The organism is Serratia sp. HMSC15F11, assembly GCF_001808215.1.
Classification (GTDB): domain Bacteria; phylum Pseudomonadota; class Gammaproteobacteria; order Enterobacterales; family Enterobacteriaceae; genus Serratia; species Serratia nevei.
The window spans coordinates 41,167-67,461 of record NZ_KV792467.1 but is presented as its reverse complement, the minus strand read 5'-3'; the positions used below and the strand labels follow the sequence as shown (position 1 = coordinate 67,461).

Here is a 26,295-nt window from a genome sequence, read left to right as displayed (position 1 = left end):
GGAAAAACCACGCTTTTTCCTCCTTTGTCAGCAATCCAAGGGCGCCTTGCGGCGCCCTTGTTATTACTTGTGCTGGCCCTGCTTCTGCAGGAACTGCACGCCCTTGTCCGGGAAGTCGGTGAACACGCCGTCGACGCCAGCCTGGTTGTAAATCACGTCATACAGTTGGTTCACGTCGGTCACGTACTTCGGCAGCGCATCGGCGCGGATGGTGAACGGATGCACCGCCAGCTTGCTGGCGTGCGCTTCTTTCACCATGTCGGTCAGCACGATGTGGCCCGGCTTGGATTTATCCGCCACCACCAGCATGTGGTAGTCCGGCCCGATGCCGTCGGCATACTGAGCGATTTTCTTCATCGCGCCCGGTTTGAACATCCAGTCATAGTCGTATTCCACCCACTTGCCGTCGGCTTTCTGCTCGTAGGTTTCCTGCCAGTCGTTGTAGGCGATCAGCTGCACCAGCTTCAGATCCATGCCCAGCTTCGGCTCCAGCTCGTTCTTGATGCGTTTGAGCTCGTTGGCGTCGAAGCACTGCAGGTAGACGTTGTCGTTTTTGCCGGTGTAGCCGTACTGCTTGAGCACCGCCAGCACTTTGCTGGAGATGTCTTTGCCTTCCTGCTTGTGGAACCAAGGCGCTTTGATTTCAGGATAGATGCCGATGTTTTTGCCGGTCGAATGGTTCAGACCCTGTACGAATTCGATCTCTTCCTGGAAGGTGTGGACGCGGAAGTCGGATTTGCCCATCGGGAAGCGGCCAGGGTAGCCCTGTACCTTCTTGCCGTTTTCGATGTCAAAGCCTTCGGTGAACTTCAGCGATTTGATCTCCGCCAGCGTAAAGTCGATGGCGTAATAACGGCCGTCTTTGCGTGCGCGGTTCGGGAAACGTTCGGCGACGTCGGTGACGCGATCGAGGTAATGGTCGTGCAGCACCACCAGCTCGTTGTCCTTGGTCATCACCAGATCTTGCTCGAGGTAATCGGCGCCTTGCGCGTAGGCCATCGCCTTCGCCGGCAGGGTGTGTTCCGGCAGGTAGCCGCTGGCACCGCGGTGGGCGATCACCACTTTGTCCGCCGCCTGCGCGGCGCTGACCATTGAGGTGGCGAGAATGATCCCTGTCAGCAGGGCTTTGACTTGAGTCCGCATTCCGTTTTCTCCGTGTTGTTGGGGGCAGGGTAGTAAAAAGGCCGCAGGGCGGCCTTTAAATCATGCAAAAGTCGTGTGACGGTTAGCCGCGCTTGCCGGCAGCGATTTCCGCGTGGTGTTTCTTCTCGTTCAGCATGGTCAGCAGCAGCAGGATAACCGCCAGCACGCCGCCGCCGATCATCACCATGAAGCCGCCGTCCCAACCGAAGAAGTCTACGGTGTAACCGACGATGGCGCTGGCCGCAACCGAGCCGCCCAGGTAGCCGAACAGGCCGGTGAAGCCCGCGGCGGTGCCGGCGGCTTTCTTCGGCGCCAGCTCCAGCGCGTGCAGGCCGATCAGCATCACCGGACCGTAGATCAGGAAGCCGATGACCAGCATACAGATCATGTCCACGGTCGGGTTACCGGCCGGGTTCATCCAGAACACCACGGTGGCGATGGTCACCAGCGTCATGAAGAACACGCCGGTGGCGCCGCGGTTGCCTTTGAACACTTTGTCCGACATCCAGCCGCACAGCAGGGTGCCCGGGATACCGGCGTATTCATACAGGAAGTAGGCCCAGGAAGACTTGTCCAGCGCGAAGTGCTTCACTTCTTTCAGGTAGGTCGGCGACCAGTCCAGAATGCCGTAACGCAGCAGATAGACGAACACGTTGGCGACCGCGATGTACCACAGCAGCTTGTTCGGCAGAATGTACTGCATGAAGATCTGCTTGGCGGTCAGCTCTTCTTCGTCTTTTTCGCTGTAGTCGTCCGGATAGTCGTTTTTGTACTCTTCAATCGGCGGCAGGCCGCAGGATTGCGGGGTGTCGCGCATCAGGCCGAAGGCGATCAGGGCCACCAGGATGGCGCCGAAGGCCGGCATGTACAGCGCCGCGTGCCAGTCGTTGAACCAGGCCATGCCCAGCAGGAACAGCAGCGGCGGCAGGCCGCCGCCCACGTTGTGGGCGCAGTTCCAGATGGAGACGATGCCGCCGCGTTCTTTCTGCGACCACCAGTGCACCATGGTGCGGCCGCACGGCGGCCAGCCCATGCCCTGGAACCAGCCGCACAGGAACAGCAGGACGAACATGATGGCGATGCTGGAGGTTGCCCACGGCACGAAGCCCATGAACAACATCACCGCCGCCGCCAGGATCAGGCCGGCAGGCAGGAACACTCGCGGGTTGGAACGGTCGGAGACCGAACCCATGATGAATTTGGAGAAGCCGTAGGCGATGGAGATGCCCGACAGCGCGAAGCCGAGGTCACCGCGGCTGAAGCCTTGTTCGATCAGGTAAGGCATGGCCAGGGTGAAGTTCTTACGCACCAGATAGTAGGCGGCGTAACCGAAGAAGATCCCCAGGAAAATTTGCCAGCGCAGCTTACGGTAGAGCGGGTCTACCTTATCGCTCGGCACACGGGCGATGTGTGCGGCCGGCTTAAAAATACTCAACATGAGCGCCTCCGATGGCTTTATCTGTTATCACATCAATATGACCTTTTACGTTCATTTGATGATTGAGCGGATATCGAATGTGGTGTTTTTGTGTTCCATAACGAGCGCCATTGTCATCAAATACGCCTGGTGTCGCTGTGACGAATGGCGCAATTGTTACACTTTCATGAAACCACGGCGGATTTTGAGCGATTCGTTAACGTTATGAAATAGAAAAACGTCCAAAAATCGTGATTATGATCACATTGATGGTTTTTTGTGGACATTTTTATTTCGTTTTATGTTCGTTATTGTTCCTTATCAAACAAAGACCCTAATAACCGTGGCTCAATAGGCTCATAACTACCGATCCTGAGGGAGCGACATGAGCAGCTATTTTGACGGCGGCGAAACGGATGTGATCATCATCGGCGGCGGCGCCACCGGCGCAGGCATTGCCCGCGACTGTGCGCGGCGCGGCTTGCGATGCATTTTGCTGGAGCGCCACGACATCGCCACCGGCGCCACCGGCCGCAACCACGGTTTGCTGCACAGCGGCGCGCGCTATGCGGTGACCGACGGCGAGTCGGCGCGCGAATGCATAGAAGAGAACCGCATCCTGAAACGCATCGCGCATCACTGTATCGAGCGCACCAACGGGCTGTTCATCACCTTGCCGCAAGACTCGCTGGACTATCAGCAGCAGTTTATCGCCGCCTGTCGCCAGGCCGACATCGACGCCGAAGCGATCGACCCGCAGCTGGCGCTGCGGCTTGAGCCGGCGGCTAACCCGGCGCTGATCGGCGCGGTGCGGGTGCCGGACGGCACCGTCGATCCTTTCCGGCTGACCGCCGCCAATATGCTGGACGCGCGCGAGCACGGCGCGCAGATCCTGACCTACCATCAGGTGGTGGGGTTGCTGCGCAGCGGCGATCGGGTGACGGGCGTGCGCGTTTACGACCATCAGAATCAGCGGCGCTATGAGCTGCACGCGCCGGTGGTGGTCAACGCCGCCGGCATCTGGGGCCAGCAGATCGCCGAATACGCCGATTTGCGCATCCGCATGTTCCCGGCCAAAGGAGCGCTGCTGATCCTCGGCCATCGCATCAACAACATGGTGATCAACCGCTGCCGCAAACCGGCGGACGCCGACATCCTGGTGCCGGGCGACACTATCTCGCTGATCGGCACTACCTCGACCCATATCGACTACGACCAAATTGACAACATGCTGGTGACCCCGCAGGAGGTGGACATTCTGATCCGCGAAGGGGCGCTGTTGGCGCCCACCCTGGCGCAGACCCGTATTTTGCGCGCCTATGCCGGGGTGCGGCCGCTGGTGGCCAGCGACGACGATCCCAGCGGGCGCAACGTCAGCCGCGGCATCGTGCTGCTCGATCACGCCGCCCGCGACGGGCTGGAAGGGTTTATCACCATTACCGGCGGCAAGCTGATGACCTACCGCCTGATGGCGGAGTGGGCCACCGACAAGGTATGCGAAAAGCTCGGCGTAAATAGTCCGTGCACCACCGCGCAGGACGCGCTGCCCGGATCCCGTCAGTCGGCGGAGGAAACGGTGCGCAGCGTGGTTTCTCTGCCCGCCAGCATTCGCGGCTCGGCGATCTATCGGCACGGCGATCGCGCCAGCCAGGTGCCGGCGGCCGATCGGCTCGACACCAGCCTGGTGTGCGAATGCGAGGCGGTGACCGCCGGGGAAGTGCGCTATGCGGTCAACTCGCTGACCGTCAATAACCTGGTGGATCTGCGCCGCCGCACCCGTGTCGGCATGGGCACCTGCCAGGGCGAACTCTGCGCCTGCCGCGCCGCCGGGCTGTTGACGCGCTTTAACGTCAGCACGCCGCAGCAATCCATCGCGCAGCTGTCGCAGTTCCTCAACGAACGCTGGAAAGGCGTACGGCCGATCGCCTGGGGCGATGCGCTGCGCGAGAGCGAATTCACCAGTTGGGTTTACCAGGGATTATGCGGGCTTGAAGCCCAGGCCGACCAGGAGCAGGAGGCGGATGATGCGATTTGACGTCGTGGTGATTGGCGGTGGTTTGGCGGGCCTGAGCTGCGCCATTGCCGTGGCCGAACAGGGCAAGCGCTGTGCGGTGGTCAGTTCTGGCCAGAGCGCGCTCTACTTCTCCTCCGGCTCGCTCGATCTGCTGGCGAGATTGCCGGACGGCACGCCGGTCGAGATGCCGCTGGCGGCGTTGCCGCAGCTGGCGCAACAGGCGCCGCAGCATCCGTACGCCCTGATCGGGCCCGGCCGGGTGGCGGCGCTGTCCGCCGCCGCGCAGCGGCTGCTGGAACGCTGCGGGCTGAATCTGCAGGGCGAGGGGGTGAACAACCATCTGCGCATCACGCCGCTCGGCACGCGCCGCGCCACCTGGCTCAGCCCGCAAGCGATCCCGACGCTGCCGCTGACCGGCCAACTGCCGTGGCGGCGCATTGCGGTGATCGGCATCGAAGGGTTCCTCGACTTCCAACCGCAGATGGCCGCCGACGCCCTGAGCCGCGAGCTCGGCGTGCAGACGGACGTGGCCTATCTGCACATGCCGGCGCTGGACAGATTGCGCAATAACCCCAGCGAGTTCCGCGCGGTGAACATCGCCCGGGTACTGGATTTGATGGAAAGCCTGCCGCCGATGGCCGAAGAACTGCGGCGACTGGCGGGCGAGTCCGAGGCGCTCTTCCTGCCGGCCTGTCTGGGCCTGGAGGACGACGCGTCGCTGGCGGTGCTGCAGGATGCGGTCGGCAAGCCGATCCGACTGCTGCCGACGTTGCCGCCTTCGGTGCCCGGCATGCGCTTGCATCAGGCGCTGCGGCGACGTTTCCAGCAGTTGGGCGGCGTTTTCATGCCGGGCGACAGCGTGCTGCGCGCCGAGAGCGAAGCCGGCCGCGTCACCGGTTTGTACACCCGCAACCACGGTGATATTCCGCTGCGGGCGCAGCAGGTGGTGCTGGCCAGCGGCAGCTTCTTCAGCAATGGACTGGTGGCCGATTTCGACGGGGTGCGCGAACCGATCTTCGGGCTGGACGTACACAGCCGGGCGGATCGCGCCGACTGGAGCCGACGCGAGCTGTTCGCGCCGCAGCCTTACCTGCAGTTCGGCGTGCGTACCGACGGCAGGCTGCGGGCGATGAAGCAGGGAGTGCCGTTCGACAACCTGTACGCCATCGGCGCGGTCGCCGGCGGCTACGATCCGCTGCAGCAGGGCTGCGGCGCCGGCGTGTCATTGATCGGCGCGCTGCACGTCGCGCAGCAGATCGCCGCGGAGGAGAACGTATGAGCCTGCATCGGGACCACAGCTTTGAAAGCTGCATCAAATGCACCGTCTGCACCACTTACTGCCCGGTGGCCAAAGTGAACCCGCTCTACCCGGGGCCGAAACAGGCGGGGCCGGACGGCGAGCGGCTGCGGCTGAAAGACCCGGCGCTGTACGACGAAGCGCTGAAATACTGCACCAACTGCAAGCGTTGTGAAGTGGCCTGCCCGTCCGACGTCAAAATCGGCGACATCATTCAGCGCGCCCGCGCCGACTTCGCCCAGAGCAAGCCGACGCTGCGCGATGCCATCCTCAGCCATACCGATATCATGGGATCGCTGTCGACGCCGTTTGCGCCGATCGTCAACGCCGCCACCGGGTTGAAACCGGTGCGCAAGCTGCTGGACAAGGCGCTGAAGATCGATCACCGGCGCGAACTGCCGAAATATTCCTTCGGCACCTTCCGCCGCTGGTACCGGCAACAGGCGCAGGCTCAGCAGCGTTACGCCGAGCAGGTGGCATTCTTCCACGGTTGCTTCGTCAACTATAACCACCCGCAGCTGGGCAAGGATTTGGTCCGGGTGTTCAACGCGCTGGATATCGGCGTGCAACTGCTGAAACGCGAGAAATGCTGCGGCGTGCCGCTGATCGCCAACGGGTTTATCGACCAGGCTAAAAAGCAGGCCAGGGTCAATGCCGAATCGCTGCAGGAAACGGTGCTGGAGCGCGGCATTCCGGTGGTGGCGACCTCATCGAGCTGCACCTTCACCCTGCGTGACGAATACCCTCATCTGCTGGACGTAGACACCACTGCGGTGCGCGATCGGGTGGAGCTGGCGACGCGCTATCTCTATCGCCTGATCAATCAGGGGCGCAGCCTGCCGCTCAAGCGCACGCCGCTGCGGGTGGCTTATCACACGCCTTGCCATATGGAGAAGATGGGCTGGACCGCCTACACCCTGGAGCTGCTGCGGCAGATACCGGGGCTGGAGCTGGTGGTGCTGGATTCGCAGTGCTGCGGCATCGCCGGCACTTACGGGTTCAAATCGGAGAACTACGCCACGTCGCAAGGCATTGGTGCGCCGCTGTTCCGACAGATAGAAGAGAGCGGAGTGGATCTGGTGGTGACCGACTGCGAGACCTGCAAGTGGCAGATCGAAATGTCCACCAGCAAACGCTGCGAACACCCGATCACCCTGCTGGCGCAGGCGTTGGCATAAAGACTCAGGGGCCGGCAAACCGGCCCCTGCGGGATTACGGTTTCAGCTTCAGGGTGGAGATGATGCCTTCGGCTTCAGTCTGCGCCTGCTGCTGATTGTCCGCCGGCAGCGTCACCTGAATGGTCAGCATGTTGTTGTTCAGCGAACCGATCAGGACAGAAGAATAGGCTTTCTCGCCGCCGCTGGTGATGATGCTGTCCAGCTGACGCAGCGGCACGCCGTTGACGTCGAGCGCCTTGTTGGTGATCACCTGCAGGTTGGCGTCACGCGCGCGCTGGGTGTTCTCCAGGCGCTTGGCCAGGGTCTCCAGGCTGTCGGCGGTCTTGTCGCCCAAGATGACGATCACTGCGCGCTGACCGGTGCTGTCTGCGTAAACATGCATGTTGTTGGCCTGGTTGCCCAGCTTGCCGCTCTGATCCGCCATGCCGATCGGCAGGGTGAACGCCAGTTTACCGTCCAGCAGGCTCACCTGCTGCCCGGCCGGCGCGCTGGCCGCCGCGCCGTCTGGCGCTGCCTTGGTGTCTTTGGTGTTGCCGTCGCAGGCCGCGAGGCCAAGCGCCAGCAGGCTGATACCCATCAATTTCGCTACTTTACGCATCGGGCTTCCTTCTTCCTTTCCGGTAGGGATTCACTGTCGTATCGCAACCTATTCCAGGTTGAAATGCAAGGCAGATGTTGTCACAAGTTTTTTTCCAGTAATAGCCGATAATCAGCCACTTCGCCTTTCTTTTCCAGATGAACAATCTGATAGTGATGGGCGAGCAGCATCGTCAGCATGGCGCGGAACCGGTTACGGGTTTTGACCGTCAGTTGGCGATAGCCTTGCGCCCGCGCCCAGCGCTCTTATTCGGCCAACAAGGCCTGCGCCACGCCGTGGCGACGGAATGCCGGCAGCACGCCGCCCAGCCAGCTGTAAAACACCGTTTCCTGCCGTTGATAACCGAGTTTGAAACCGGCCGGCTGTCCGTCTATCTCGGCGATCAACAGGCTGGCGGGGGCGGCGCCGATACGTTGCTGCAGAACGGCCAGGCTGTGCAGGCCGCCGAATTCGGGGATGCGTTGGTAAAGGCGGTGGATTTCTTCGAGCGTGGCGGTGCGGACGATTGGGGTCATGAGCGGCCTCCAAAGGATAAGGCCGCCCAGAATAACACGACTCAGCCCGGCTGCAGGCTGCCGCTGCGCGCCGCGATGCGTTTGAGCAGCATGTTCAGCAACACGCCGTACATCGGCAGGAAGAACAGCAGGCAGATCATCACCTTGAAGCTGTAATCCACCAGCGCGATCTCCACCCAGTTGTTGGCCATGAAGGGATCGCTGCTCTTATAGAAGGCGATGAAGAAGAACGCCAGCGTATCGCTGATGTTGCCGAGGAACATCGCCGCCGCCGGCGCCACCCACCAGGCGCTGCGTTGACGCAGGCGGTTGAAGACGTGTACGTCGAGGATCTGGCCGAGCACATAGGCCATAAAGCTGGCCACCGCGATGCGCGCCACGAACAGGTTAAAACTGCTCAGCGCGGCGAAGCCCTGCCATTCTCCCTGATAGGTGACGGTGGAGATCACGTAGGAGATGAACAGCGCCGGCACCATCACCGCCAGGATGATGCGCCGCGCCAGCGGCGCGCCGAAGATGCGCACGGTCAGATCGGTCGCCAGGAAGATAAACGGGAAGGTAAAGGCGCCCCAGGTGGTATGGAAGCCGAAAACGCTGATCGGCAGCTGCACCAGGTAGTTGCTGGAGGTAATGATGGCGATATGAAACAGCGAAAGCCAGACCAACGCCGTGAAGCGCTGCTGTGCGGTAAACGAATACATACTTGTAGCCTTTTTAGCAGTGGGGTGAGGGAACCCAGTGTGTCTTGTCAAAACAGCAAAAAACGCTGCGCGGCGGCATGATACGCGTTTGCGCAACCAATGCAATGGTTAAATTTAACGCAAACGTTAACGCATCTTGCGCAGAAAAACTACCGGCGTAAACTAGGCGCTAATGAGATGCGGCGAGCGTTCGCCGATCGTTTTTGAACGAGAAAAATTGCATGACTGACTTATTTGCCCAGGCAGACCAGACGCTCGACGCGCTGGGGCTGCGTTGCCCGGAACCGGTGATGATGGTGCGCAAAACCGTGCGCCATATGGACAACGGCGAAACGCTGCTGATTATCGCCGACGATCCGGCCACTACCCGCGATATCCCGGGGTTCTGCCGCTTTATGGAGCACACGCTGGTGGCGCAGGAGACCGAGCAGGCGCCATACCGTTATCTGTTACGTAAAGGCGTCTAACGGCGGCGCGGCCGAGTTAAAAGTTCCCTCCCCCAAATGACAACGGGCGCGGTATGCCGCGCCCGTGTTTGTTTCAGAGCTTAGCTGCGCTTTCTCAACAGCCGCAGCGCGTTGGCGGTGACCAGCGCGGTGGCGCCGGAGTCCGCCAGCACTGCCAGCCACAGCCCGGTTAACCCCAGCAGGCTGGTGATCAGAAAGACCCCTTTCAATCCCAGCGCGATGGTGATGTTTTGCCGGATATTGGCGTGGGTGGCGCGCGAGATGCGGATCATCTCCGCGACGCCTACCAGCCGGTTGTGGGTCAGGGCGGCGTCGGCGGTTTCCAATGCCACGTCGGTGCCGCTGCCCATGGCGATGCCGATGCTGGAGGCCTTCATCGCCGGGGCGTCGTTGATGCCGTCGCCGATCATCGCCGTCGGGCGCAGTTCGCTGAGTTCGGTGACCGCGCTGACCTTATCTTCCGGCAGCAGACCGGCGCGATAGTCGAGCCCCAGCTCGCCGGCGATCGCCGCGGCGGCGCGCGGGTTGTCGCCGGTCAGCATCACGCCGCGAATGCCCAGCGCGTTCAGTTCGGCTATGGCCTGTTTGGCGTCGCCGCGCAGCGTATCGCGCAGCGCCAGCAAGCCGATGGGCGCGCCGTCTTCCAGCACCACCACTGCCGTTTTGCCGGCGTTTTCCAGCTTGTCTACCTGGCTCTGCCATTGGGCGTCGAGCAGGCCCGGTGCCAGCTTGCCCGGCGCGCTGATCAGCACGGTCTTGCCGTCCACGATCCCTTCCACGCCGACGCCGGCCAGCGCGCGGCGCGCCTGCGCCAGCGGCAGCTCCGTCCCGCTTTCGGCGGCGCGGTTGATGATCGCCTGCGCCAGCGGGTGATGTGAACCGGCTTCCACCGCGGCGGCAAGCTGCAGCAGCCGCTGTTCGGTGAGCGTGCCGATCGGCAGCACGTCGGTCACCGTCGGCTTACCTTCGGTCAGGGTACCGGTTTTATCGAAGGCGATAGTTTGGATCTGGCCCAGTTGCTCCAGCGCCGCACCGCCTTTAATCAGCGCACCGCGCCGCGTGGCAGCCGCCAACCCGGACGTAATGGCCGCCGGGGTCGAGATCACCAATGCGCATGGGCAGCCGATCAGCAGCAGCGTCAGGCCGCGATAGATCCAGGTATCCCACGGCTGTGAGAACAACAGCGGCGGCACCAGGATCACCGCGACGGCCAGCAGCATAATGGCCGGGGTGTAGTAACGGCTGAACCGATCGAGGAAGCGTTCGATCGGCGCGCGGCGCTCTTCGGCCTCTTCAATCAGCTGCAAAATGCGGTCGATGGCGTTTTTGCCGGGCTCGGAGATCACCTTCATCTGCGCCGCCTGATCGACGGACAGGCTGCCGGCGGCCACTTTCTCACCCTGTTGGCGCTCGACCGGCACCGATTCGCCGGTCAGGGCGCTTTCGTCGAAGCTGGCGAAAGGATTGAGCAGCGCGGCGTCGGCCGGCAGGCGCCCGCCGGGTGCGATTTCAATCACATCGCCCGGACGCAGGCTGGCGACCGGCACGCGTTTGCGCTCCGCACCTTGCAGCAGCAGCGCATCTTCCGGCACCAGCTCCATCAGCGCCGTCACCCCGCGCCGCGCGCGGTTGGCGGCGTAGGATTCCAGCAGTTCACCGACCATAAACAGCAGCAGCACCATCGCCGCCTCGGCGGTGGCGCCGATGAACAGCGCGCCGATGGCCGCCACGCTCATCAGCGTTTCGATGGCGAACGGCGTGCCGGAACGAATCAGACGCAGCGCCTTGGCGGCGACCGGTGCCAATCCGACCAGCGTGGTGGCGATAAAGGCGATGCGGCCCAGCTCCGGGTTAACCCGATCCAGCACCCAGCTGACGACCATCAGGGTGGCTAACAGCAGCAGCGGTGCGAATTCGCCGAAGCGTGAGGTTTTCGGCGCGGCGGCTTTGGCGGTCTGAGTGCCGAGCAGGGTAAAGCCGGCTTGGGCGACCGCGTCCTGGATCCGCAGGCTGATGTCGGACTGCGCGTCGACCACCAGTTTCTCGGTGGCGAACAACACGCGCGCGCTGTCGACGCCGGGGAGTGCGGTGACGGCATTTTCGATTTTCTTGGCGCAGCTGGGGCAGTCCATACCGGTGACTTTCCAGCTGAAACGTTGGCTACCGGAAGGGGGAGCGGCGGCCAGCCTGTCGCTTTCCTCGTCCGGATCGTCGGGCGCGGCGGTGCAGCAGCCGCTATCGCCATGATCGTGATGGTGGTGGGCGTGTTCGGCCTGTGCGGCGGCGTTTTTCGGCTCGCTGCTGCAGCCATGCTGAGTTTTGCTGTGGCTGTGGTTGCAGCCGCATCCGCCTTCGGCGTGATGATGTTCCTGATGATTATGGTTTTGCTGGTTGTGCATAACGTCCCCCCTTCGGGCTGTTAAACGGGTTTGCTCAGCTGACTCTACACCCTGGAGTCAACTCCAGAGTCAAGCGTCGGATGAGAATTATTGCTAACGGCGTTCGAGTGTATAAAGGGGTATTCATTCAATAATGAATAATGCGAATTTAAATCTATAGGCTTTTCTTATCCCCTATTTGGGTGAAAAGCCTCACTGCCGTTAGTTTAAATAAGAAAATAATATTCCTATAGAAACTAAAAAGTCGCCTGACCTAATAATAAAGAGTTATTAACCTATAACGCTTTAGCAAAATTTACCTTTTTGCCCGTACCAAGCCAGCATGATTCGCTTGTGCCTGCAGGCCGCATTGTTATTGAAGTTTGGTGCCAACTTATCCTCGTTAAGTTTCATTTGTTTTGTAAATAAACCTAAAAAGCAGCATAACAAACTTTCGTTTAGACAATAAAAGGTTGATTATTTTATGTTCAGTTTCGCGGCCCTGCCTATAATTGGAATCGATTACCATTTTTAATGGCAATCTTATTTGCTGATATATATGCATTAATTCTACCTAATACACTGCCGACAACGGCGCATAAGCCCCTTCCAGCAAGCTTAAGGTTCATTCACCGTAGCTTACGGGGAGGTTATGTCTATCTGTCTGATTGATAGCGATCAGATAATGAGTGGAATCGAACCAATGCAATCTACTAAAAAGGCAATTGAAATTACTGAATCCAACTTCGCAGCCGCTAAAACCGGCTACGATGCTGTAGCCGACCTGCTGCATTATCATGAGCGTGGCAACGGGATTCAGATTAATGGCAAGGATTCATTTTCTAACGAGCAAGCTGGGCTGTTTATTACCCGAGAGAATCAAACCTGGAACGGTTACAAGGTATTTGGCCAGCCGGTTAAATTAACCTTCTCCTTCCCGGACTATAAGTTCTCTGCCACCAACGTCGCCGGCGACACCGGGCTGAGCAAGTTCAGCGCGGAACAGCAGCAGCAGGCTAAGCTGTCGCTGCAGTCCTGGGCCGACGTCGCCAATATCACCTTCACCGAAGTGGCGGCCGGTCAAAAAGCCAACATCACCTTCGGCAACTACAGCCAGGATCGCCCCGGCCACTATGATTACGGCACTCAGGCCTATGCCTTCCTGCCGAACACCATTTGGCAGGGTCAGGATCTGGGCGGCCAGACCTGGTACAACGTCAACCAATCCAACGTGAAACACCCGGCGACCGAAGACTACGGCCGCCAGACGTTCACCCATGAGATTGGCCATGCGCTGGGCCTGAGCCACCCGGGCGATTACAACGCCGGTGAAGGCAACCCAACCTACCGCGACGCCACTTATGCGGAAGATACCCGCCAGTTCAGCCTGATGAGCTACTGGAGCGAAACCAACACCGGTGGGGATAACGGCGGTCATTACGCCGCTGCTCCGCTGCTGGATGACATTGCCGCCATTCAACATCTGTATGGCGCCAATCTGTCGACCCGCACCGGCGACACCGTGTACGGCTTTAACTCCAACACCGGTCGTGACTTCCTCAGCACCACCAGCAACTCGCAAAAACTGATCTTTGCGGTCTGGGATGCGGGCGGCAACGATACCTTCGACTTCTCCGGTTACACCGCGAACCAGCGCATCAACCTGAATGAGAAATCGTTCTCCGACGTGGGCGGTTTGAAGGGCAACGTGTCGATCGCCGCCGGGGTGACCATCGAGAACGCCATTGGCGGTTCCGGCAATGACGTGATCGTCGGCAACGCGGCCAACAACGTGCTGAAAGGCGGCGCGGGCAATGACGTGCTGTTCGGCGGCGGCGGGGCGGATGAGCTGTGGGGCGGTTCCGGCCAGGATACCTTCGTGTTCACCGCTGCCAGCGATTCTGCACCGGGTGCTTCGGACTGGATCCGCGACTTCCAGAAAGGGATCGACAAAATTGACCTGTCGTTCTTCAACAAAGAGGCGCAGAGCAGCGATTTCATCCACTTCGTCGATCATTTCAGCGGCGCGGCCGGTGAAGCACTGCTCAGCTACAATGCTTCCAACAACGTGACCGATCTGGCGGTGAACATCGGGGGTCATCAGTCGCCGGACTTCCTGGTGAAAATCGTCGGTCAGGTAGACGTCGCCACCGACTTTATCGTGTAACACAGCAACGACACGCCCGGCGCAGTCTCGGCCGGGCGTGATGTGGGAGCCCGGTATGAAAGGTACTTTAACGCGCACCGCTCTGGCGGCGGGCGGCATGATGGTGACGAGTGCGGTCATGGCCGGCAGCCTGGCGCTGCCGACCGCGCAGTCGCTGGCGGGGCAATGGCAGGTTGCCGACAGCGAACGGCAATGCCAAATCGAGTTTTTGGCGAATGAGCAAAGTGAAACCAACGGCTATCAGCTGGTGGATCGGCAACGTTGTCTGCAAAGCGTGTTTGCGGCCGAGGTGGTGGGCTGGCGCCCGGCGCCGGATGGCATCGCCCTGCTGCGGGCGGATGGCAGCACGCTGGCGTTCTTCTCGCGCGACGGCGATCTGTATCGCAATCAGCTGGGCGCCGATGATGCCTTAACGTTGAAAGCGTTGGCTTGATGTGGAAACGGGTTCGGCGTACCGAACCCGCGGCAGGTCGTTACAGGTAGAGTGAGCGCACGATCAGGAAGTGGCCGGAGAAGTAACAGAAAGCGACGATGGCGTCCGCTGCGCGGAAGGTGAAACGGTAGCGGTTGATCAGCCAAACGACGTTGGCCAGCAGCAATAGCGAGGTGCCGGTCAGCAGCGAGAAGCCGAAATCGGTGCTGCGCAGGAAATATTGTTCGCCCGCCAACCAGACCATCAGCAGCGTCATCGCCACGTAGGTGACGATTGGCCAGCGCATCTCTTCCAGCCGGGTCCAAAGGGTGGCCAGCAGCAACGCGCCTATCGCCAGCAGCGCCAGCGGCAGCGGCCAAAACAGACTGAACGTCATCTGGCTGGCGAAGCTCAGGGTGTACAGCAGGTGGGACAGAAAAAAGGCGCCGATGGCGTACAGTACCCGCTCGCGCGGCAACAGGAGCAGCGCGTCGCCGCTCAGCGTCGCCAGCAGGCCGAGTACGATCAGATAACCTGCCGCGCTGAGCACCGGCGCCTGCCAGGCCAACAGCAACAGCAACAGTAGCGTGACGGGTTTGAACACCCAGCGTTGCCAGCGCGGCCCACGGTATGAGGCGTCGACGAACAGCCAACCGGAAAAGAATACGGCAAGAAACGGCCAACTCATTGATGTCTTCCTTATGTATGAGGGAGCCGCAACCACCGGCTCCAAACTGTCACCCATGTCACTTCTTATTTCAGTGTAGGTAGCCTGCCGACGATCGACAATGCTTTCTTGAGAATGCTATGTTTACGCCGATTTGGCCGTGAAGGAAATGGGGAAACCGATGAGCAAGCCACCGTTGTTTTTTGTCGCCGTGATTGCGCTGATCGCCGTGCTGGCCACGCAACGCTATTTCAAACAGCGCCAGCAGGAGGCGGAAAAAGACCGTGCACCGATGCGCAGTCTGCAGGTGACGGTGAGCGACAAGCGCAGCTTCCCGGTCGCCAAAACCCGTGCGCCGCAGCGCGAACCGCTGGTCAATGAGCCGATGTATTACGAGGTGGTGTTCCGCCCGGTACAGGGCGGTGAAGACATCACGCTTCGGCTGAAACAGTGGCAATACAACCCGATAGAAAAAGGCGCGCAGGGCACGTTGAACATGCAGGGCACGCGCTTCGTCTCTTTCACCGTTAAGCCGTAGCGGTCACTTTTTCTTGATGGGCGGCTGTTTCTTCTGCCAGGCCAACAGCTCGAACACGCCAAAGATAAAGATCTTGGCTTCTTGCCAGTAGCTGATCGGCTGATCCTTCGGCTGGGTGGATTTCAGCAGCACCAGTTGCAGGCCGTGCATCACCACCATGAAGAACAGCGCCACGTCGATGAAATACTTCAGCGGCTTGGGAAACGGATGGAACAGGTTAGAGAGCAGGAAGCCCCACACGCACAGCATCAGCAGGCGGCCCAGATTAATCAGCATGGTCGGTTTTCTCTTGCGAACGAATATAAAGGCGATAGGCCACCTGGCCGGCGACTTTCTCCCGGTGCAGCTGCCAGCTGGCAGGCACGTCCGCCGCGGCGCTTTCCGCCTCGGCTTCTACATAGATCCAGGCCTCGTCGGCCAGCCAGCCTCGCTGCTCCAGCAACAAGGCGGTCTCCGCCAGCAGGCCTTTGCGAAACGGCGGATCGAGAAACACCACGTCAAACGGTTGGCCCTCGCCCGCCAGCCAGCTCAGCGCGTTGGTGTTGATAACCACCCCTTTGCCCTGCAGCAGCGCCAGATTTTTTTCCAGCTGCTGCGCCACCGGTCGTTCGAATTCCAGCAGCGTGGCGCTGCCGGCGTAGCGCGACAGCGCTTCCAGCCCTAATGCGCCGCTGCCGGCGAAACAGTCCAGGCAGCGCGCGCCCTGAATCACCGGCGCCAGCCAGTTGAACAGGGTTTCGCGCACCCGATCGGTGGTGGGGCGCAGCCCCGGGCTGTTCGGCACCGGAAGCTTGCGACCGCGCCATTGGCCGCCGATGATGCGGATCTGTCCGGCTGCGGCCTGGGGCGGTTTTTTGGCCGCCGCCCGTGGCGAGAGTCTTGTCATAAGCGTTGTTTGATTTCTTTTGCGGCGCGGTGCCGCAGAGGTTAACGAAAAGTTGCCCCTATTCTACCGGTGACGGGCGTCGGGGGGAACGGTAAAACGTTGTTGTCTGATTTCACACCGGAAAGCATGCCGGATGCGTGTTGCTGCGCGAGGGAAAGTGATAGACTCGGCGGATTATTGTCAGCATATATCCTTCAGGTATGTAGGGTAAGCGAGCCTTCGGTACGGAGTAGAGTCATAACATGGCAAAAGATAAGAAACGTGGGTTTTTCTCCTGGCTGGGCTTTGGCCAGAAGGAAAAGGAAGAAGAGCAACAGCAACCTGAGCAGCCGGTAGAGCAGGCGGAGCCTCAGGCCGCGGAGACGCCGGCTGAACCGGCAGCCGCCAAGCTGGATGACAAGCTCCCCGCCCAGGAATCTGAACCTGCCGCCTCCGTCGACACCCCGGGAGAGTGGGATAACGGTCAGGCCGGCGAACAAATCGCGGAGAACCTGCCGGCGGCGGCCGAACACCCAACGTCGCAAGCGTTGGCCGAAGAGATTGTCAGCGTGACCGAGCAGGTAGTGGCGCAGCAGCAGCCGATCGTCGAGCCTGAGCCGGTTGTCGAACCTGAGCCGGTTGTGGAACCTGAGCCGGTCGTTGAGTCCGAGCCTGTCGTTGAACCTGAGCCGGTTGTTGAACCTGAGCCGGTTGTTGAGCCCGAGCCGGTCGTCGAACCCGAGCCAGTCGTTGAGCCCGAGCCGGTCGTTGAACCCGAGCCGGTTGTTGAGCCTGAGCCGGTTGTCGAAACTGAGCCGGTCGTTGAGCCAGAGCCGGAAGAGGAAAAAGAGCCACTTGAGCCGGCCGCTGCGCAAGAGCAGGAGCGCCCGACCAAAGAAGGCTTCTTCGCTCGCCTGAAACGCAGCCTGCTGAAGACCAAGCAAAACCTCGGCTCCGGCTTTATGGGGCTGTTCCGCGGTAAAAAGATCGACGACGACCTGTTCGACGAGTTGGAAGAACAGCTGCTGATCGCCGATGTCGGCGTAGAAACCACGCGCAAGATCATCACCTCCCTGACCCAGCACGCCAGCCGCAAGCAGCTGAAAGACGCCGAAGCGCTGTACGGCAAGCTGAAGGAGGAAATGTCCGAAATTCTGGCCAAGGTCGATCAGCCGCTGGATGTCAGCGGGAAAACCCCGTATGTCATCCTGATGGTCGGCGTGAACGGCGTGGGTAAAACCACCACCATCGGTAAGCTGGCGCGTCAGTTCCAGGCGGAAGGCAAGTCGGTGATGCTGGCGGCGGGGGATACTTTCCGCGCCGCGGCGGTAGAGCAGCTGCAGGTGTGGGGCGAACGCAACCGCATCCCGGTGGTGGCGCAGCATACCGGTGCGGATTCCGCTTCGGTGATCTTCGATGCGGTGCAGGCTGCCAAAGCGCGCGGCATCGATGTCTTGATCGCCGATACCGCCGGCCGTCTGCAGAACAAATCGCACCTGATGGAAGAGCTGAAGAAGATCGTCCGCGTCATGAAAAAACTGGACGACCAGGCCCCCCATGAGGTTATGCTGACGCTCGATGCCAGCACCGGCCAGAATGCGGTCAGTCAGGCGAAATTATTTAATGAGGCCGTGGGCTTAACCGGCATCACGCTGACTAAACTGGACGGTACCGCCAAGGGCGGGGTGATCTTCGCCATCGCCGATCAGTTCGGTATCCCGATTCGCTATATCGGCGTCGGGGAAGGCATCGAAGATTTGCGGCCGTTTAAGGCTGACGATTTTATTGAGGCACTTTTTGCCCGAGAGGATTAATACGGATGATTCGCTTTGAACAGGTCAGTAAAGCTTATCTGGGCGGACGGCAAGCGCTGCAGGGGGTCGATTTCCATCTGCGCCCGGCGGAAATGGCGTTTCTGACCGGCCATTCCGGCGCGGGGAAAAGTACCCTGCTGAAACTGATTTGCGGTATCGAACGGCCCAGCGCCGGGCACATCTGGTTTGGCGGCCACGACATCAGCCGTTTGAAAAACCGCGAAGTGCCGTTCCTGCGTCGGCAGATCGGCATGATCTTCCAGGATCACCATCTGCTGCTGGATCGCACGGTGTATGACAACGTGGCGATGCCGCTGATCATCGCCGGCGCCAGCACCGAAGATATCCGCCGTCGCGTTTCCGCCGCGCTGGACAAGGTCGGTTTGCTGGATAAAGCGAAGAACTTCCCGATTCAGCTGTCCGGTGGTGAGCAGCAGCGCGTGGGCATCGCCCGTGCGGTGGTGAACAAGCCGGCGGTGCTGCTGGCGGATGAACCGACCGGCAACCTGGACGACGCGCTGTCGGAAGGCATTCTGCGCCTGTTTGAAGAATTCAACCGCGTCGGCGTCACCGTATTAATGGCGACGCACGACACCGGGCTTATCGCCCGCCGTAATTACCGCATCCTGACGCTGAGCCAGGGCCGCATGCAAGGGGGCGCTCACCATGGCCAATAACGCAAAAACCGCCAAGAGCAAGGCGCTGCGCGGCGGCTGGCGCGAACAGTGGCGTTACGCCTGGATGAACGCCATCAAAGACATGCTGCGTCAGCCGTTGGCGACGCTGCTGACGGTGATGGTGATCGCCATCTCCCTGACGCTGCCTAGCGTGTGCTACATCGTGTGGAAAAACGTCAGCACCGCGGCCAGCCAGTGGTACCCGACGCCGCAGCTGACGGTCTACCTGGATAAATCGCTCGATGACGACGCGGCGCTGAAAGTGCTCGACGCCATCAAGGCGGAAGCCGGTGTGGAGAAGGTGAACTACCTGTCGCGTGAAGAAGCGCGCGGCGAGTTCCGTAACTGGTCGGGCTTTGGCGGCGCGTTGGACATGCTGGAAGAGAACCCGCTGCCGGCGGTGGCGATCGTCACGCCGAAGATGAGCTTCCAGAGTTCGGATACCCTCAACACCCTGCGCGATCGCGTGGCGGCGGTGCAGGGCGTGGAAGAAGTGCGTATGGATGACAGCTGGTTTGCCCGCCTGGCGGCGCTCACCGGGCTGGCGGGCCAGATTGCGGCGATCATCGGCGTGCTGATGATCGTGGCGGTGTTCCTGGTGATCGGCAACAGCGTGCGTCTGAGCATCTTCAGCCGTCGCGACACCATCAACGTGATGAAGCTGATCGGCGCCACCGACGGCTTTATCCTGCGGCCGTTCCTCAACGGCGGGGCGATGCTGGGCTTTGCCGGCGCGCTGCTGTCGCTGGTGCTCTCCGGCGCGCTGGTGTGGCAGCTGGAGTCGGTAGTCGCCGGGGTAGCCAAGGTATTCGGCACCACCTTCACCCTGCACGGGCTGGGCTGGGATGAGGCGCTGCTGCTGCTGATCATCTCCGCGATGATCGGCTGGATCGCCGCCTGGCTGGCGACAGTGCAACATTTACGCCGATTTACACCACAGTAAGATTTTTTTGGTATACTCTTCTCCTGCTGCTTTTGATCGCGTTGCGGGAGAAGAGTGACCTCAAGCGAAGTCAGCACCACATCTCTCTTCTTAGCGCACAAATTCCCTATCGGCCTGCACCCTCGTCACGTATTGTCAGCAACAATGCTTGCAAAAAAGGGTGAACTTATAGGGCGGAGTACGGTCAAAAATTAGCAGCAAATGTTAAGGTGCCCGGCGTGTGGAACCGCTTTTGCTTCAGCAACTGCCGTAGAATCAATCATTTCCCCGCTGTAATAATCACCTGCATGATTTTGTATTCTCATAGAGAGGGTTTGAATGACCAAAGAAATGCAAACTTTAGCCTTAGTACCCCAAGGTAGCTTGGAAGCCTATATCCGGGCAGCCAACGCCTATCCGATGCTGACGGCAGAGGAAGAGCGGGAGCTGGCTGAACGGCTGCATTATCAGGGCGATCTGGATGCCGCTAAGCAGCTCATCCTGTCTCACCTGCGCTTTGTCGCTCATATTGCCCGCAACTATTCAGGCTACGGTCTGCCGCAGGCAGACCTGATTCAGGAAGGTAATATCGGCCTGATGAAAGCCGTTCGCCGCTTCAACCCTGAAGTCGGCGTGCGTCTGGTTTCCTTTGCGGTGCATTGGATTAAGGCGGAAATCCACGAGTACGTATTGCGCAACTGGCGCATCGTGAAAGTGGCGACCACCAAAGCGCAGCGCAAGCTGTTCTTTAACCTGCGCAAAACCAAACAGCGTTTGGGCTGGTTCAACCAGGACGAAGTGGAGCTGGTGGCCCGCGAGCTGGGCGTAACCAGCAAAGACGTGCGCGAGATGGAATCTCGCATGGCGGCGCAGGACATGACCTTCGATCCGACGCCGGACGACGAGGCTCGCGATGGCCAGGCGATGGCGCCGGTGCTGTATCTGCAGGACAAGAGCTCCGACTTCGCCGAAGGCATCGAGGAAGATAACTGGGAAAGCAACGCCGCAGACAAACTGGCCTATGCGCTGGAAGGTCTGGACGAGCGCAGCCAGCATATCATCCGCGCCCGTTGGCTGGACGACGACAACAAGTCGACGCTGCAGGAGCTGGCCGATCAGTACGGCGTTTCCGCCGAGCGCGTGCGCCAGCTGGAAAAGAACGCCATGAAGAAATTGAAAATGGCGATCGAAGCCTGAGTCGATGCGATATTCGAAAAAAAAGCCCGGCAAGCCGGGCTTTTTCATGCCTGAAATTCGGCGTTATGGCGCCACGGCGGCGAAGTCCGGCGCCGGGCAGTCGTAGCCGAATTTTGCCGCCCACGGGTAGCGGGTGCCGGTGTTGATGTAGCGCTGATAAAGCGCCCGGCCGGTCTTGGCGTCGCGCTTGATAACCCAGCTGGCGGCGTTACACAGCACGGCGGCGTAGGCCTGGCTTTTCGGCGGCAGCAGATCGGCTGCCTGTTGCGCCAACCCCACGGCCTGCCAGCGATAGTGCAGGAAACGGTTGTCCTGCGCCGGCAGCGCTGCCTTGGCGCGCGCCGCTTCTGCGCTGTCGATCCAGCTTTTATGCTTCAGCTCGCGAGTATCGAACGCATCCCCCAGATAGGAATAGCCGGCGCCATAGATGGCGTAGTCCGGCGTCATCTCATAGCCGGTAAACTCCAGCCCCTGGGCGCGCAGCAGGTTGGCGGCGCGATAGTAAGCCTGCGCGCGCGTCAGCGGCGCGGCGGATTTGTCCTGGGCGGCCTTCAGCTCGTCGGCGTACTGTTGCGCCGCCTGGCGGTAGTTGGGGATATCGAAGTAGGCCTGCGCTTCCGGCGCTCGTCCGACGCGCATCAGCCGCCGCGCCAGCAGTTCGCGCAGCTGCACTTCCGGCGTGATCTGCTGGCCGCCGTAGTCGTCCGGGTTAACCGGCTTGAGCGGCGTCGTCGGCGCCGGGGCGTGTTTATCGACAAAGCCTTTCAACTCATCGACGGTCAGCACGCGCTCTGCCACATCGGCCACGTCGGCCCAGTAGAGCGCCTTGCCGCGATACAGCAGGTCCATCGCCTGCAGATAGTCGCCGCGGTTCAGCGCCAGGATAGCCTGTTCGCCGGCCACCCGGCACTCGGGCACGATGGTTTCCGCGACGAAGTCGGCGTTGCGCTGTTCGCCCCAGCTTTCGTCGGCGGGGAACGCGCTTGCCGCCTTGGCGTAGGCGGCGGTGGCGGCTTTCACATCACCGTCACGCAGCGCCATTTTGGCGCGCAGCCACCACGCCAGGCCGCTGTCGCCGGCGTTTTTCAGCAGGCTGGCCGCCATCGGATACTGCCCGGAACGGTAGGCCAATGCCGCCAGCCGATCGCTGCCGGCGAAGCCGCTTTTCACCGTGCCGTCCAGCAGCGCCAGGATCTGGCTGATGATCTGTGCGGAGCGGCCGTTGCCGTCGGTATCCGCCATCTGCAGGTTGCCGCTGCGGGCGAACAGTTCAATGGTCACCAGCTGTTGGATTAAGGGATCGCCGATAACCTGCTTCAGCGTTTCCAGATGGTCGGGATTGACCAGGAAACTGGAGACGTACTGCAGCGACTGCCCGCCGCTCGGATCGCCCTGCGCCGCCTGCTGTGCGTACAGGTGGGCGGCGGGAGCGACGTCACCCAGCCACAGGTGGATGCGCGCCTGCTGTCCGAGGCTGCTCAGCGCCAGCTGATCGGGGTCGGCGGCGCCGCTTTTCACCCGATCGATCACCTGCTGGAACGCTGCCAGCGCCTGTTCAAGTTCGGCTTTAGGCGGATGCTCGGGGGCGGGCGCCGCTTCACCAGATTCATTCATCGGCGTACCGTGGTCATTCATCAACACCCGACCAAGCGAATACTGCGCCCGTAGCCCCCAGTCGCCCTGTTCGGCGGCCGGCAGCTTCAGCACCTGCTGGAAATACTCTGTGGCGCGCGGATCGTGGCCGGCGAAAGCGACGGCACCCAGTTGATAAAGGCGCGCGGCGTTGGACAACCCCTGCGTATTGACGGCGTCAGCCTCTTCTACCGTTTTGGCGGCGCGCATTTTGCCGATCGCCACCGTTTCCGGCGACTGCGGCATTGGTTTCGGCGGCATTGGCGGCGGCGGGGCTTGCCAGTGCGGCAGCTGCTTGTCCGCCGGCACCAATCGGCCGGCTTCGAAGGCGAAATTGCCCTCCGGCATATACAGCAGGGTGCCGTTGCGGTCGATCAGCAGCCGGTTAGGAAAATCCGGGCCGCAGGCATAGCCGTTCAGCGGCAGCGCCAGCGCGGCGCCGATCAGCATGGCCAGCGGAAGAAGGCGGCGGGTGTTCCGTGCCGCGCGCGAATCAAGGTGTGACAAGGGTGCCTCCTGGCGTCAGTTTTTGGCAGCGCAGCCAGCCCAGCGGCCGGGATTGCCCGGCGCGCAGCTGGTCGCCGCTGATGCGAATAAAGCGTTGCCGTTGCGGTGCGGATTCCAGCCGGTAGTTGCCGACCGCGTCCGCCGCCAGGCAGTCGTCGGCGCGGATGATCACCTCTTGCGGCAGCGGGGCGTCCACCGGCCCGTTGTTATGAATTATCAGATCATACAGCCCATTTTGCTGTGGCTGAGGCCTAAATTTTACCTGCCACTCGACGTTCAGCGGCCGCCGTTCGATCACCGCTCGCAGCGTGGCGAGCGACCAGGCGCGCCGATCGTCCGCCAGCGGCAAGCGGAACCAGATAATGCCGCGCAGCCGGGGCGGCGTTTGCTGCGCCAGCGTCTGCAGAAAATCGGCGATCTGCTGCGGCGCGACCGTCAGCTCGCGGCCGTTGCCCGCCACGCGCAGCGAGGATTCGCTCTCCACCTGCGCGCCCTGCGCATCAAACCCCAGCAGCGCCATGCCATAGGCCGGCAGCGCGACGCGAAACGGCTTCGGTGTGACGGCGGCGTACTGCCGCACCCAGTGCAGTGCCAAGGGGCCGTCAAACAGCCCCTGCTGCGGCGAGAGCACCGCGTGCACCTGCAGGACGGAACTGTCGGCCTGTTGCAGTACGCCGGGCAGGTTGGGCGAGCCGATCCAGGCCGGCAGGGCGGTGATGCCGAGTTGCAAAGCGGTGGGCAGCCGTTGGCGCAGCCGCTGTAGAAAGCGTTGGTAGTCCGGCAGGCGGGCGGTGGCGGCGTCATGATCGATCTCGACGCCGGTGACGGGCAGCCCGGCCGCCTGCCAGCGCTGGGTGAGCGCCAGCAGCCGCTGGATAATGGCTTCTTGGTCCAGCTGCGGCAGCTGGCCGTCGAGGCGCGCTACCAGCCAGAGCGGGCGGCCGTCCTGCTTCAGCAGGCTGAGATCGGCCGGGATTTCCCGCCAGCCTTCGCGCGGATGCACCTGCAGCGCCAGCACGCGCAGCGCGCCGAACAGATCGCGGCTGTGCGTCAGCGCATCGGCGTGCTGCGGCGTCCAAACCCGCTGCCAGACATAAACCTGCTGATCCCAGCCTGAGGCCAGGCGTAGCGCCTGCTGGCGCCCGAGGAGTGCGGCCGCCAGCCCCAGCGCAATCAAGACCAGCGCCGCCAGCCGGCGTTTCATTTTTGCCAGAGATCGCCCTGCGGTGCGAAGCCGCAGGCGCGCATGAAGTTATCGACTTCCCCGCGTTCGCGCGGCGCCAGGCCGGCGGTCGACAGCTGCCAGTGGGCAACCTGCGGCAGCTGACGCTGCGCATCCTGCACCAGGTAAAGACCGACGCCGCGGCGGCGCGTCACTTCGCGCACCAGCAGGTCCTGCAGCTCGGCGCGGTCGTCCTGCAGCGCGATTTTCACCGCCCCCAGCAGCCGCTCGTTGAAGCGGGCAGCGAACAGCACCTTGCCGTCGCTCAGCCAGCTTTGCCACTGTTCCGGCTGCTGGTGCGGCCAAATTTTACCGAGGTCGATAAGGTCTTGCGGGGACAGCGCGGTCAGGCGCTCGATGGTCAGTTTCATGCAGAATTTCCGCGCAGCTAAATGATGCCGACAGTGTAATAGATCTTGTGCAGAGCGTTGTGTAAGTTTTTCTGTACGATTACTGTGCAATATGTTTTTTGCACGGGGCATTTTCCGAGTAAATAGTTAGTAAACGGATTGTTAACCAGCACAACGCACTACGCCTCAAGGTAAAGAGCGCAGATTTAATTCGAATTTTATCCTGTTTACACCGCTTGTTTCTGCCGGATGAAGTTGATTTGCAGAAGAAAATTCCTGTTTAATGGCATGAAAAATAAAGTCTTATTAGAAAATAATGCCGATAAAACGCCTAAATCATTATTACTTATAACAAAAGCGGTCAATAACGATCGGGCGCAGGCAAACACAACAGGTACGTTCACAACGACAGATGGGGATTTGCGGATGAAATTAACAACAGGTAAGGCACTGCTGGCGGGTTGTATTGCGATGGCCATGAGCCAGGCGGCCATGGCGAAAGACATCAAGGTGGCGATCGTCGGGGCGATGTCCGGCCCGGTCGCGCAGTATGGCGACATGGAGTTTACCGGCGCGCGCCAGGCGATTGCCGACATCAACGCCAAGGGCGGCATCAAGGGCGACAAGCTGGTTGGCGTGGAATACGACGACGCCTGCGACCCGAAACAGGCGGTTGCGGTCGCCAACAAGGTGATCAACGACGGCATTCGCTACGTGATCGGCCACCTGTGCTCCTCGTCTACCCAGCCGGCGTCCGATATCTATGAAGACGAAGGCGTGATCATGATTACCCCGGCGGCCACCAACGCCGATCTGACCACCCGCGGCTACAAGATGATCCTGCGCACCACCGGCCTGGACTCGGATCAGGGCCCGACCGCCGCCAAATACATTCTCAGCGACATCAAGCCGAAGCGCATCGCCGTGGTGCACGACAAGCAGCAATACGGTGAAGGCCTGGCCCGCTCGGTGCGCGACAGCCTGAAAAAACAGGGCACCGAAGTGGCGATGTTCGAAGGCATCACCGCCGGCGACAAAGACTTCTCCACCCTGGTGGCGCGCCTGAAGAAAGAAAATATCGATTTCGTGTACTTCGGCGGTTACTACCCGGAAATGGGCCAGATCCTGCGTCAGGCCAAGCAGGCCGGGTTGACCACCCGCTTCATGGGGCCGGAAGGCGTGGGCAACTCCTCGCTGTCCAACATCGCCGGGGCCGCTTCGGAAGGCATGCTGGTGACGCTGCCGAAACGCTACGACCAGGTGCCTGCCAACCAGCCGATCGTCGATGCATTGAAAGCCAAGAAGCTGGATCCGACCGGCCCGTTCGTCTGGACCACCTATGCCGCACTGCAGTCGCTGACCACCGGCATGGAGCGCAGCGGCAGCCAGGAGCCGGCGGACATCGTCAAGGATCTGAAAACTGGCAAGCCGGTGGAGACCGTGATGGGGCCGCTGACCTGGGATGACAAGGGCGATCTGAAAGGCTTCGAGTTCGGCGTGTTCGAATGGCATGCCAACGGCACGTCCACACCGATCAAATAAGCCATAATGATTAGGGTGGGGCGCAGCCCGCTGCGCCTGGCGGGTCGGCTTGCCGGCCCCGTCTCCCTTTACCCG

Annotated in this window: 23 protein-coding genes and 1 pseudogene; 12 read left to right on the top strand and 12 right to left on the bottom strand. The window is 61.1% G+C overall.

The window, feature by feature from the left end; genetic code table 11:
- Nucleotides 1-63: 63 nt before the first annotated feature.
- The gene (gene glpQ, locus HMPREF3138_RS15210) at nucleotides 64-1,143 is read right to left on the bottom strand and encodes a glycerophosphodiester phosphodiesterase (protein ID WP_038874121.1); all 1,080 of its coding nucleotides are present in this window, start codon (nucleotides 1,141-1,143) and stop codon (nucleotides 64-66) included.
- Nucleotides 1,144-1,225: 82 nt separating this feature from the next.
- Nucleotides 1,226-2,581: a glycerol-3-phosphate transporter gene (gene glpT, locus HMPREF3138_RS15205; RefSeq protein ID WP_033645009.1), complete on the bottom strand. Its 1,356-nt coding sequence runs from the start codon at nucleotides 2,579-2,581 to the stop codon at nucleotides 1,226-1,228.
- A gap of 364 nt (nucleotides 2,582-2,945) precedes the next feature.
- Between glpT and glpA the strand changes: the two genes are divergently transcribed.
- Genes glpA through glpC form a run of 3 tightly spaced genes read left to right on the top strand, consistent with a single transcriptional unit; the run spans nucleotide 2,946 to nucleotide 7,049 of the window.
- Nucleotides 2,946-4,595 (top strand): anaerobic glycerol-3-phosphate dehydrogenase subunit A, encoded by a 1,650-nt coding sequence (glpA, locus tag HMPREF3138_RS15200; RefSeq protein ID WP_038874123.1) that lies wholly within the window; start codon nucleotides 2,946-2,948, stop codon nucleotides 4,593-4,595.
- Nucleotides 4,585-5,853, top strand: coding sequence for a glycerol-3-phosphate dehydrogenase subunit GlpB (gene glpB / locus HMPREF3138_RS15195; protein ID WP_070559146.1), 1,269 nt, complete (start codon nucleotides 4,585-4,587; stop codon nucleotides 5,851-5,853). Before glpA ends, glpB begins: the two co-directional genes overlap by 11 nt.
- A complete protein-coding gene (gene glpC, locus HMPREF3138_RS15190; protein ID WP_038874129.1) occupies nucleotides 5,850-7,049 on the top strand; it encodes an anaerobic glycerol-3-phosphate dehydrogenase subunit GlpC in 1,200 nt (399 codons plus the stop codon). The genes glpB and glpC overlap by 4 nt, the downstream gene beginning before the upstream one ends.
- A 34-nt stretch (nucleotides 7,050-7,083) precedes the next feature.
- On the opposite strand, the gene HMPREF3138_RS15185 is transcribed toward glpC, so the two are convergent.
- The 3 genes and pseudogenes from HMPREF3138_RS15185 to HMPREF3138_RS15175 all read right to left on the bottom strand — a co-directional run bounded on the left by HMPREF3138_RS15185 (nucleotide 7,084) and on the right by HMPREF3138_RS15175 (nucleotide 8,863).
- Complete coding sequence (locus HMPREF3138_RS15185; RefSeq protein ID WP_038874131.1) at nucleotides 7,084-7,647, bottom strand: DcrB family lipoprotein; 564 nt, start codon at nucleotides 7,645-7,647, stop codon at nucleotides 7,084-7,086.
- A gap of 80 nt (nucleotides 7,648-7,727) precedes the next feature.
- Nucleotides 7,728-8,162 (bottom strand): annotated as a pseudogene (locus HMPREF3138_RS15180) (N-acetyltransferase family protein).
- 41 nt (nucleotides 8,163-8,203) lie between these two features.
- On the bottom strand, nucleotides 8,204-8,863 hold the full coding sequence (locus tag HMPREF3138_RS15175; protein ID WP_033652423.1) for a 7-cyano-7-deazaguanine/7-aminomethyl-7-deazaguanine transporter: 660 nt from the start codon (nucleotides 8,861-8,863) through the stop codon (nucleotides 8,204-8,206).
- 221 nt (nucleotides 8,864-9,084) lie between these two features.
- Here HMPREF3138_RS15175 and tusA point away from each other — a divergent pair, with 221 nt between their 5' ends.
- Nucleotides 9,085-9,330 (top strand): sulfurtransferase TusA, encoded by a 246-nt coding sequence (gene tusA / locus HMPREF3138_RS15170; RefSeq protein WP_025304890.1) that lies wholly within the window; start codon nucleotides 9,085-9,087, stop codon nucleotides 9,328-9,330.
- Between the two features lie 80 nt (nucleotides 9,331-9,410).
- On the opposite strand, the gene HMPREF3138_RS15165 is transcribed toward tusA, so the two are convergent.
- On the bottom strand, nucleotides 9,411-11,729 hold the full coding sequence (locus HMPREF3138_RS15165; RefSeq protein ID WP_038874134.1) for a zinc/cadmium/mercury/lead-transporting ATPase: 2,319 nt from the start codon (nucleotides 11,727-11,729) through the stop codon (nucleotides 9,411-9,413).
- Between the two features lie 682 nt (nucleotides 11,730-12,411).
- Here HMPREF3138_RS15165 and HMPREF3138_RS15160 point away from each other — a divergent pair.
- Entirely contained in the window at nucleotides 12,412-13,875 is a 1,464-nt protein-coding gene (locus HMPREF3138_RS15160) for a serralysin family metalloprotease (RefSeq protein ID WP_038874135.1), read from the top strand.
- A 55-nt stretch (nucleotides 13,876-13,930) separates the two neighbouring features.
- On the top strand, nucleotides 13,931-14,308 hold the full coding sequence (locus HMPREF3138_RS15155) for an AprI/Inh family metalloprotease inhibitor (protein WP_038874139.1): 378 nt from the start codon (nucleotides 13,931-13,933) through the stop codon (nucleotides 14,306-14,308).
- 40 nt (nucleotides 14,309-14,348) lie between these two features.
- Here the strand turns inward: HMPREF3138_RS15155 and HMPREF3138_RS15150 are convergent, their stop codons facing one another.
- Nucleotides 14,349-14,975: a lysoplasmalogenase gene (locus HMPREF3138_RS15150; RefSeq protein WP_038874141.1), complete on the bottom strand. Its 627-nt coding sequence runs from the start codon at nucleotides 14,973-14,975 to the stop codon at nucleotides 14,349-14,351.
- A 160-nt stretch (nucleotides 14,976-15,135) separates the two neighbouring features.
- Between HMPREF3138_RS15150 and HMPREF3138_RS15145 the strand changes: the two genes are divergently transcribed.
- Nucleotides 15,136-15,492, top strand: a complete 357-nt coding sequence (locus HMPREF3138_RS15145; RefSeq protein WP_038874142.1) for a DUF2500 domain-containing protein — start codon at nucleotides 15,136-15,138, stop codon at nucleotides 15,490-15,492.
- Between the two features lie 3 nt (nucleotides 15,493-15,495).
- Here HMPREF3138_RS15145 and HMPREF3138_RS15140 read toward each other — a convergent pair whose 3' ends face one another.
- A complete protein-coding gene (locus tag HMPREF3138_RS15140) occupies nucleotides 15,496-15,768 on the bottom strand; it encodes a DUF1145 family protein (RefSeq protein ID WP_004934327.1) in 273 nt (90 codons plus the stop codon).
- The gene (gene rsmD / locus HMPREF3138_RS15135) at nucleotides 15,758-16,378 is read right to left on the bottom strand and encodes a 16S rRNA (guanine(966)-N(2))-methyltransferase (protein WP_033636678.1); all 621 of its coding nucleotides are present in this window, start codon (nucleotides 16,376-16,378) and stop codon (nucleotides 15,758-15,760) included. Before rsmD ends, HMPREF3138_RS15140 begins: the two co-directional genes overlap by 11 nt.
- 242 nt (nucleotides 16,379-16,620) lie before the next feature.
- Here rsmD and ftsY point away from each other — a divergent pair, with 242 nt between their 5' ends.
- The 4 genes from ftsY (at nucleotide 16,621) to rpoH (ending at nucleotide 20,967) form a co-directional block, all read left to right on the top strand.
- On the top strand, nucleotides 16,621-18,171 hold the full coding sequence (ftsY, locus tag HMPREF3138_RS15130; RefSeq protein ID WP_038884802.1) for a signal recognition particle-docking protein FtsY: 1,551 nt from the start codon (nucleotides 16,621-16,623) through the stop codon (nucleotides 18,169-18,171).
- Between the two features lie 5 nt (nucleotides 18,172-18,176).
- Nucleotides 18,177-18,848: a cell division ATP-binding protein FtsE gene (gene ftsE / locus HMPREF3138_RS15125; protein ID WP_004934337.1), complete on the top strand. Its 672-nt coding sequence runs from the start codon at nucleotides 18,177-18,179 to the stop codon at nucleotides 18,846-18,848.
- Complete coding sequence (gene ftsX, locus HMPREF3138_RS15120; RefSeq protein ID WP_033636680.1) at nucleotides 18,838-19,791, top strand: permease-like cell division protein FtsX; 954 nt, start codon at nucleotides 18,838-18,840, stop codon at nucleotides 19,789-19,791. The genes ftsE and ftsX overlap by 11 nt, the downstream gene beginning before the upstream one ends.
- Nucleotides 19,792-20,109: 318 nt before the next feature.
- On the top strand, nucleotides 20,110-20,967 hold the full coding sequence (rpoH, locus tag HMPREF3138_RS15115; protein ID WP_038874147.1) for an RNA polymerase sigma factor RpoH: 858 nt from the start codon (nucleotides 20,110-20,112) through the stop codon (nucleotides 20,965-20,967).
- A 63-nt stretch (nucleotides 20,968-21,030) separates the two neighbouring features.
- Here rpoH and HMPREF3138_RS15110 read toward each other — a convergent pair whose 3' ends face one another.
- From HMPREF3138_RS15110 to panM, 3 genes are read right to left on the bottom strand one after another with little or no spacing between them, the layout of a single operon-like run.
- Nucleotides 21,031-23,049, bottom strand: a complete 2,019-nt coding sequence (locus HMPREF3138_RS15110; protein ID WP_371326905.1) for a hypothetical protein — start codon at nucleotides 23,047-23,049, stop codon at nucleotides 21,031-21,033.
- A 43-nt stretch (nucleotides 23,050-23,092) separates the two neighbouring features.
- Nucleotides 23,093-24,310, bottom strand: coding sequence for a DUF3142 domain-containing protein (locus tag HMPREF3138_RS15105; RefSeq protein ID WP_038874151.1), 1,218 nt, complete (start codon nucleotides 24,308-24,310; stop codon nucleotides 23,093-23,095).
- Entirely contained in the window at nucleotides 24,307-24,699 is a 393-nt protein-coding gene (gene panM / locus HMPREF3138_RS15100; RefSeq protein ID WP_038874152.1) for an aspartate 1-decarboxylase autocleavage activator PanM, read from the bottom strand. The genes HMPREF3138_RS15105 and panM overlap by 4 nt, the downstream gene beginning before the upstream one ends.
- Nucleotides 24,700-25,104: 405 nt before the next feature.
- Here panM and HMPREF3138_RS15095 point away from each other — a divergent pair, with 405 nt between their 5' ends.
- On the top strand, nucleotides 25,105-26,220 hold the full coding sequence (locus tag HMPREF3138_RS15095) for a branched-chain amino acid ABC transporter substrate-binding protein (protein WP_025304902.1): 1,116 nt from the start codon (nucleotides 25,105-25,107) through the stop codon (nucleotides 26,218-26,220).
- The last annotated feature ends 75 nt before the right edge of the window (nucleotides 26,221-26,295 follow it).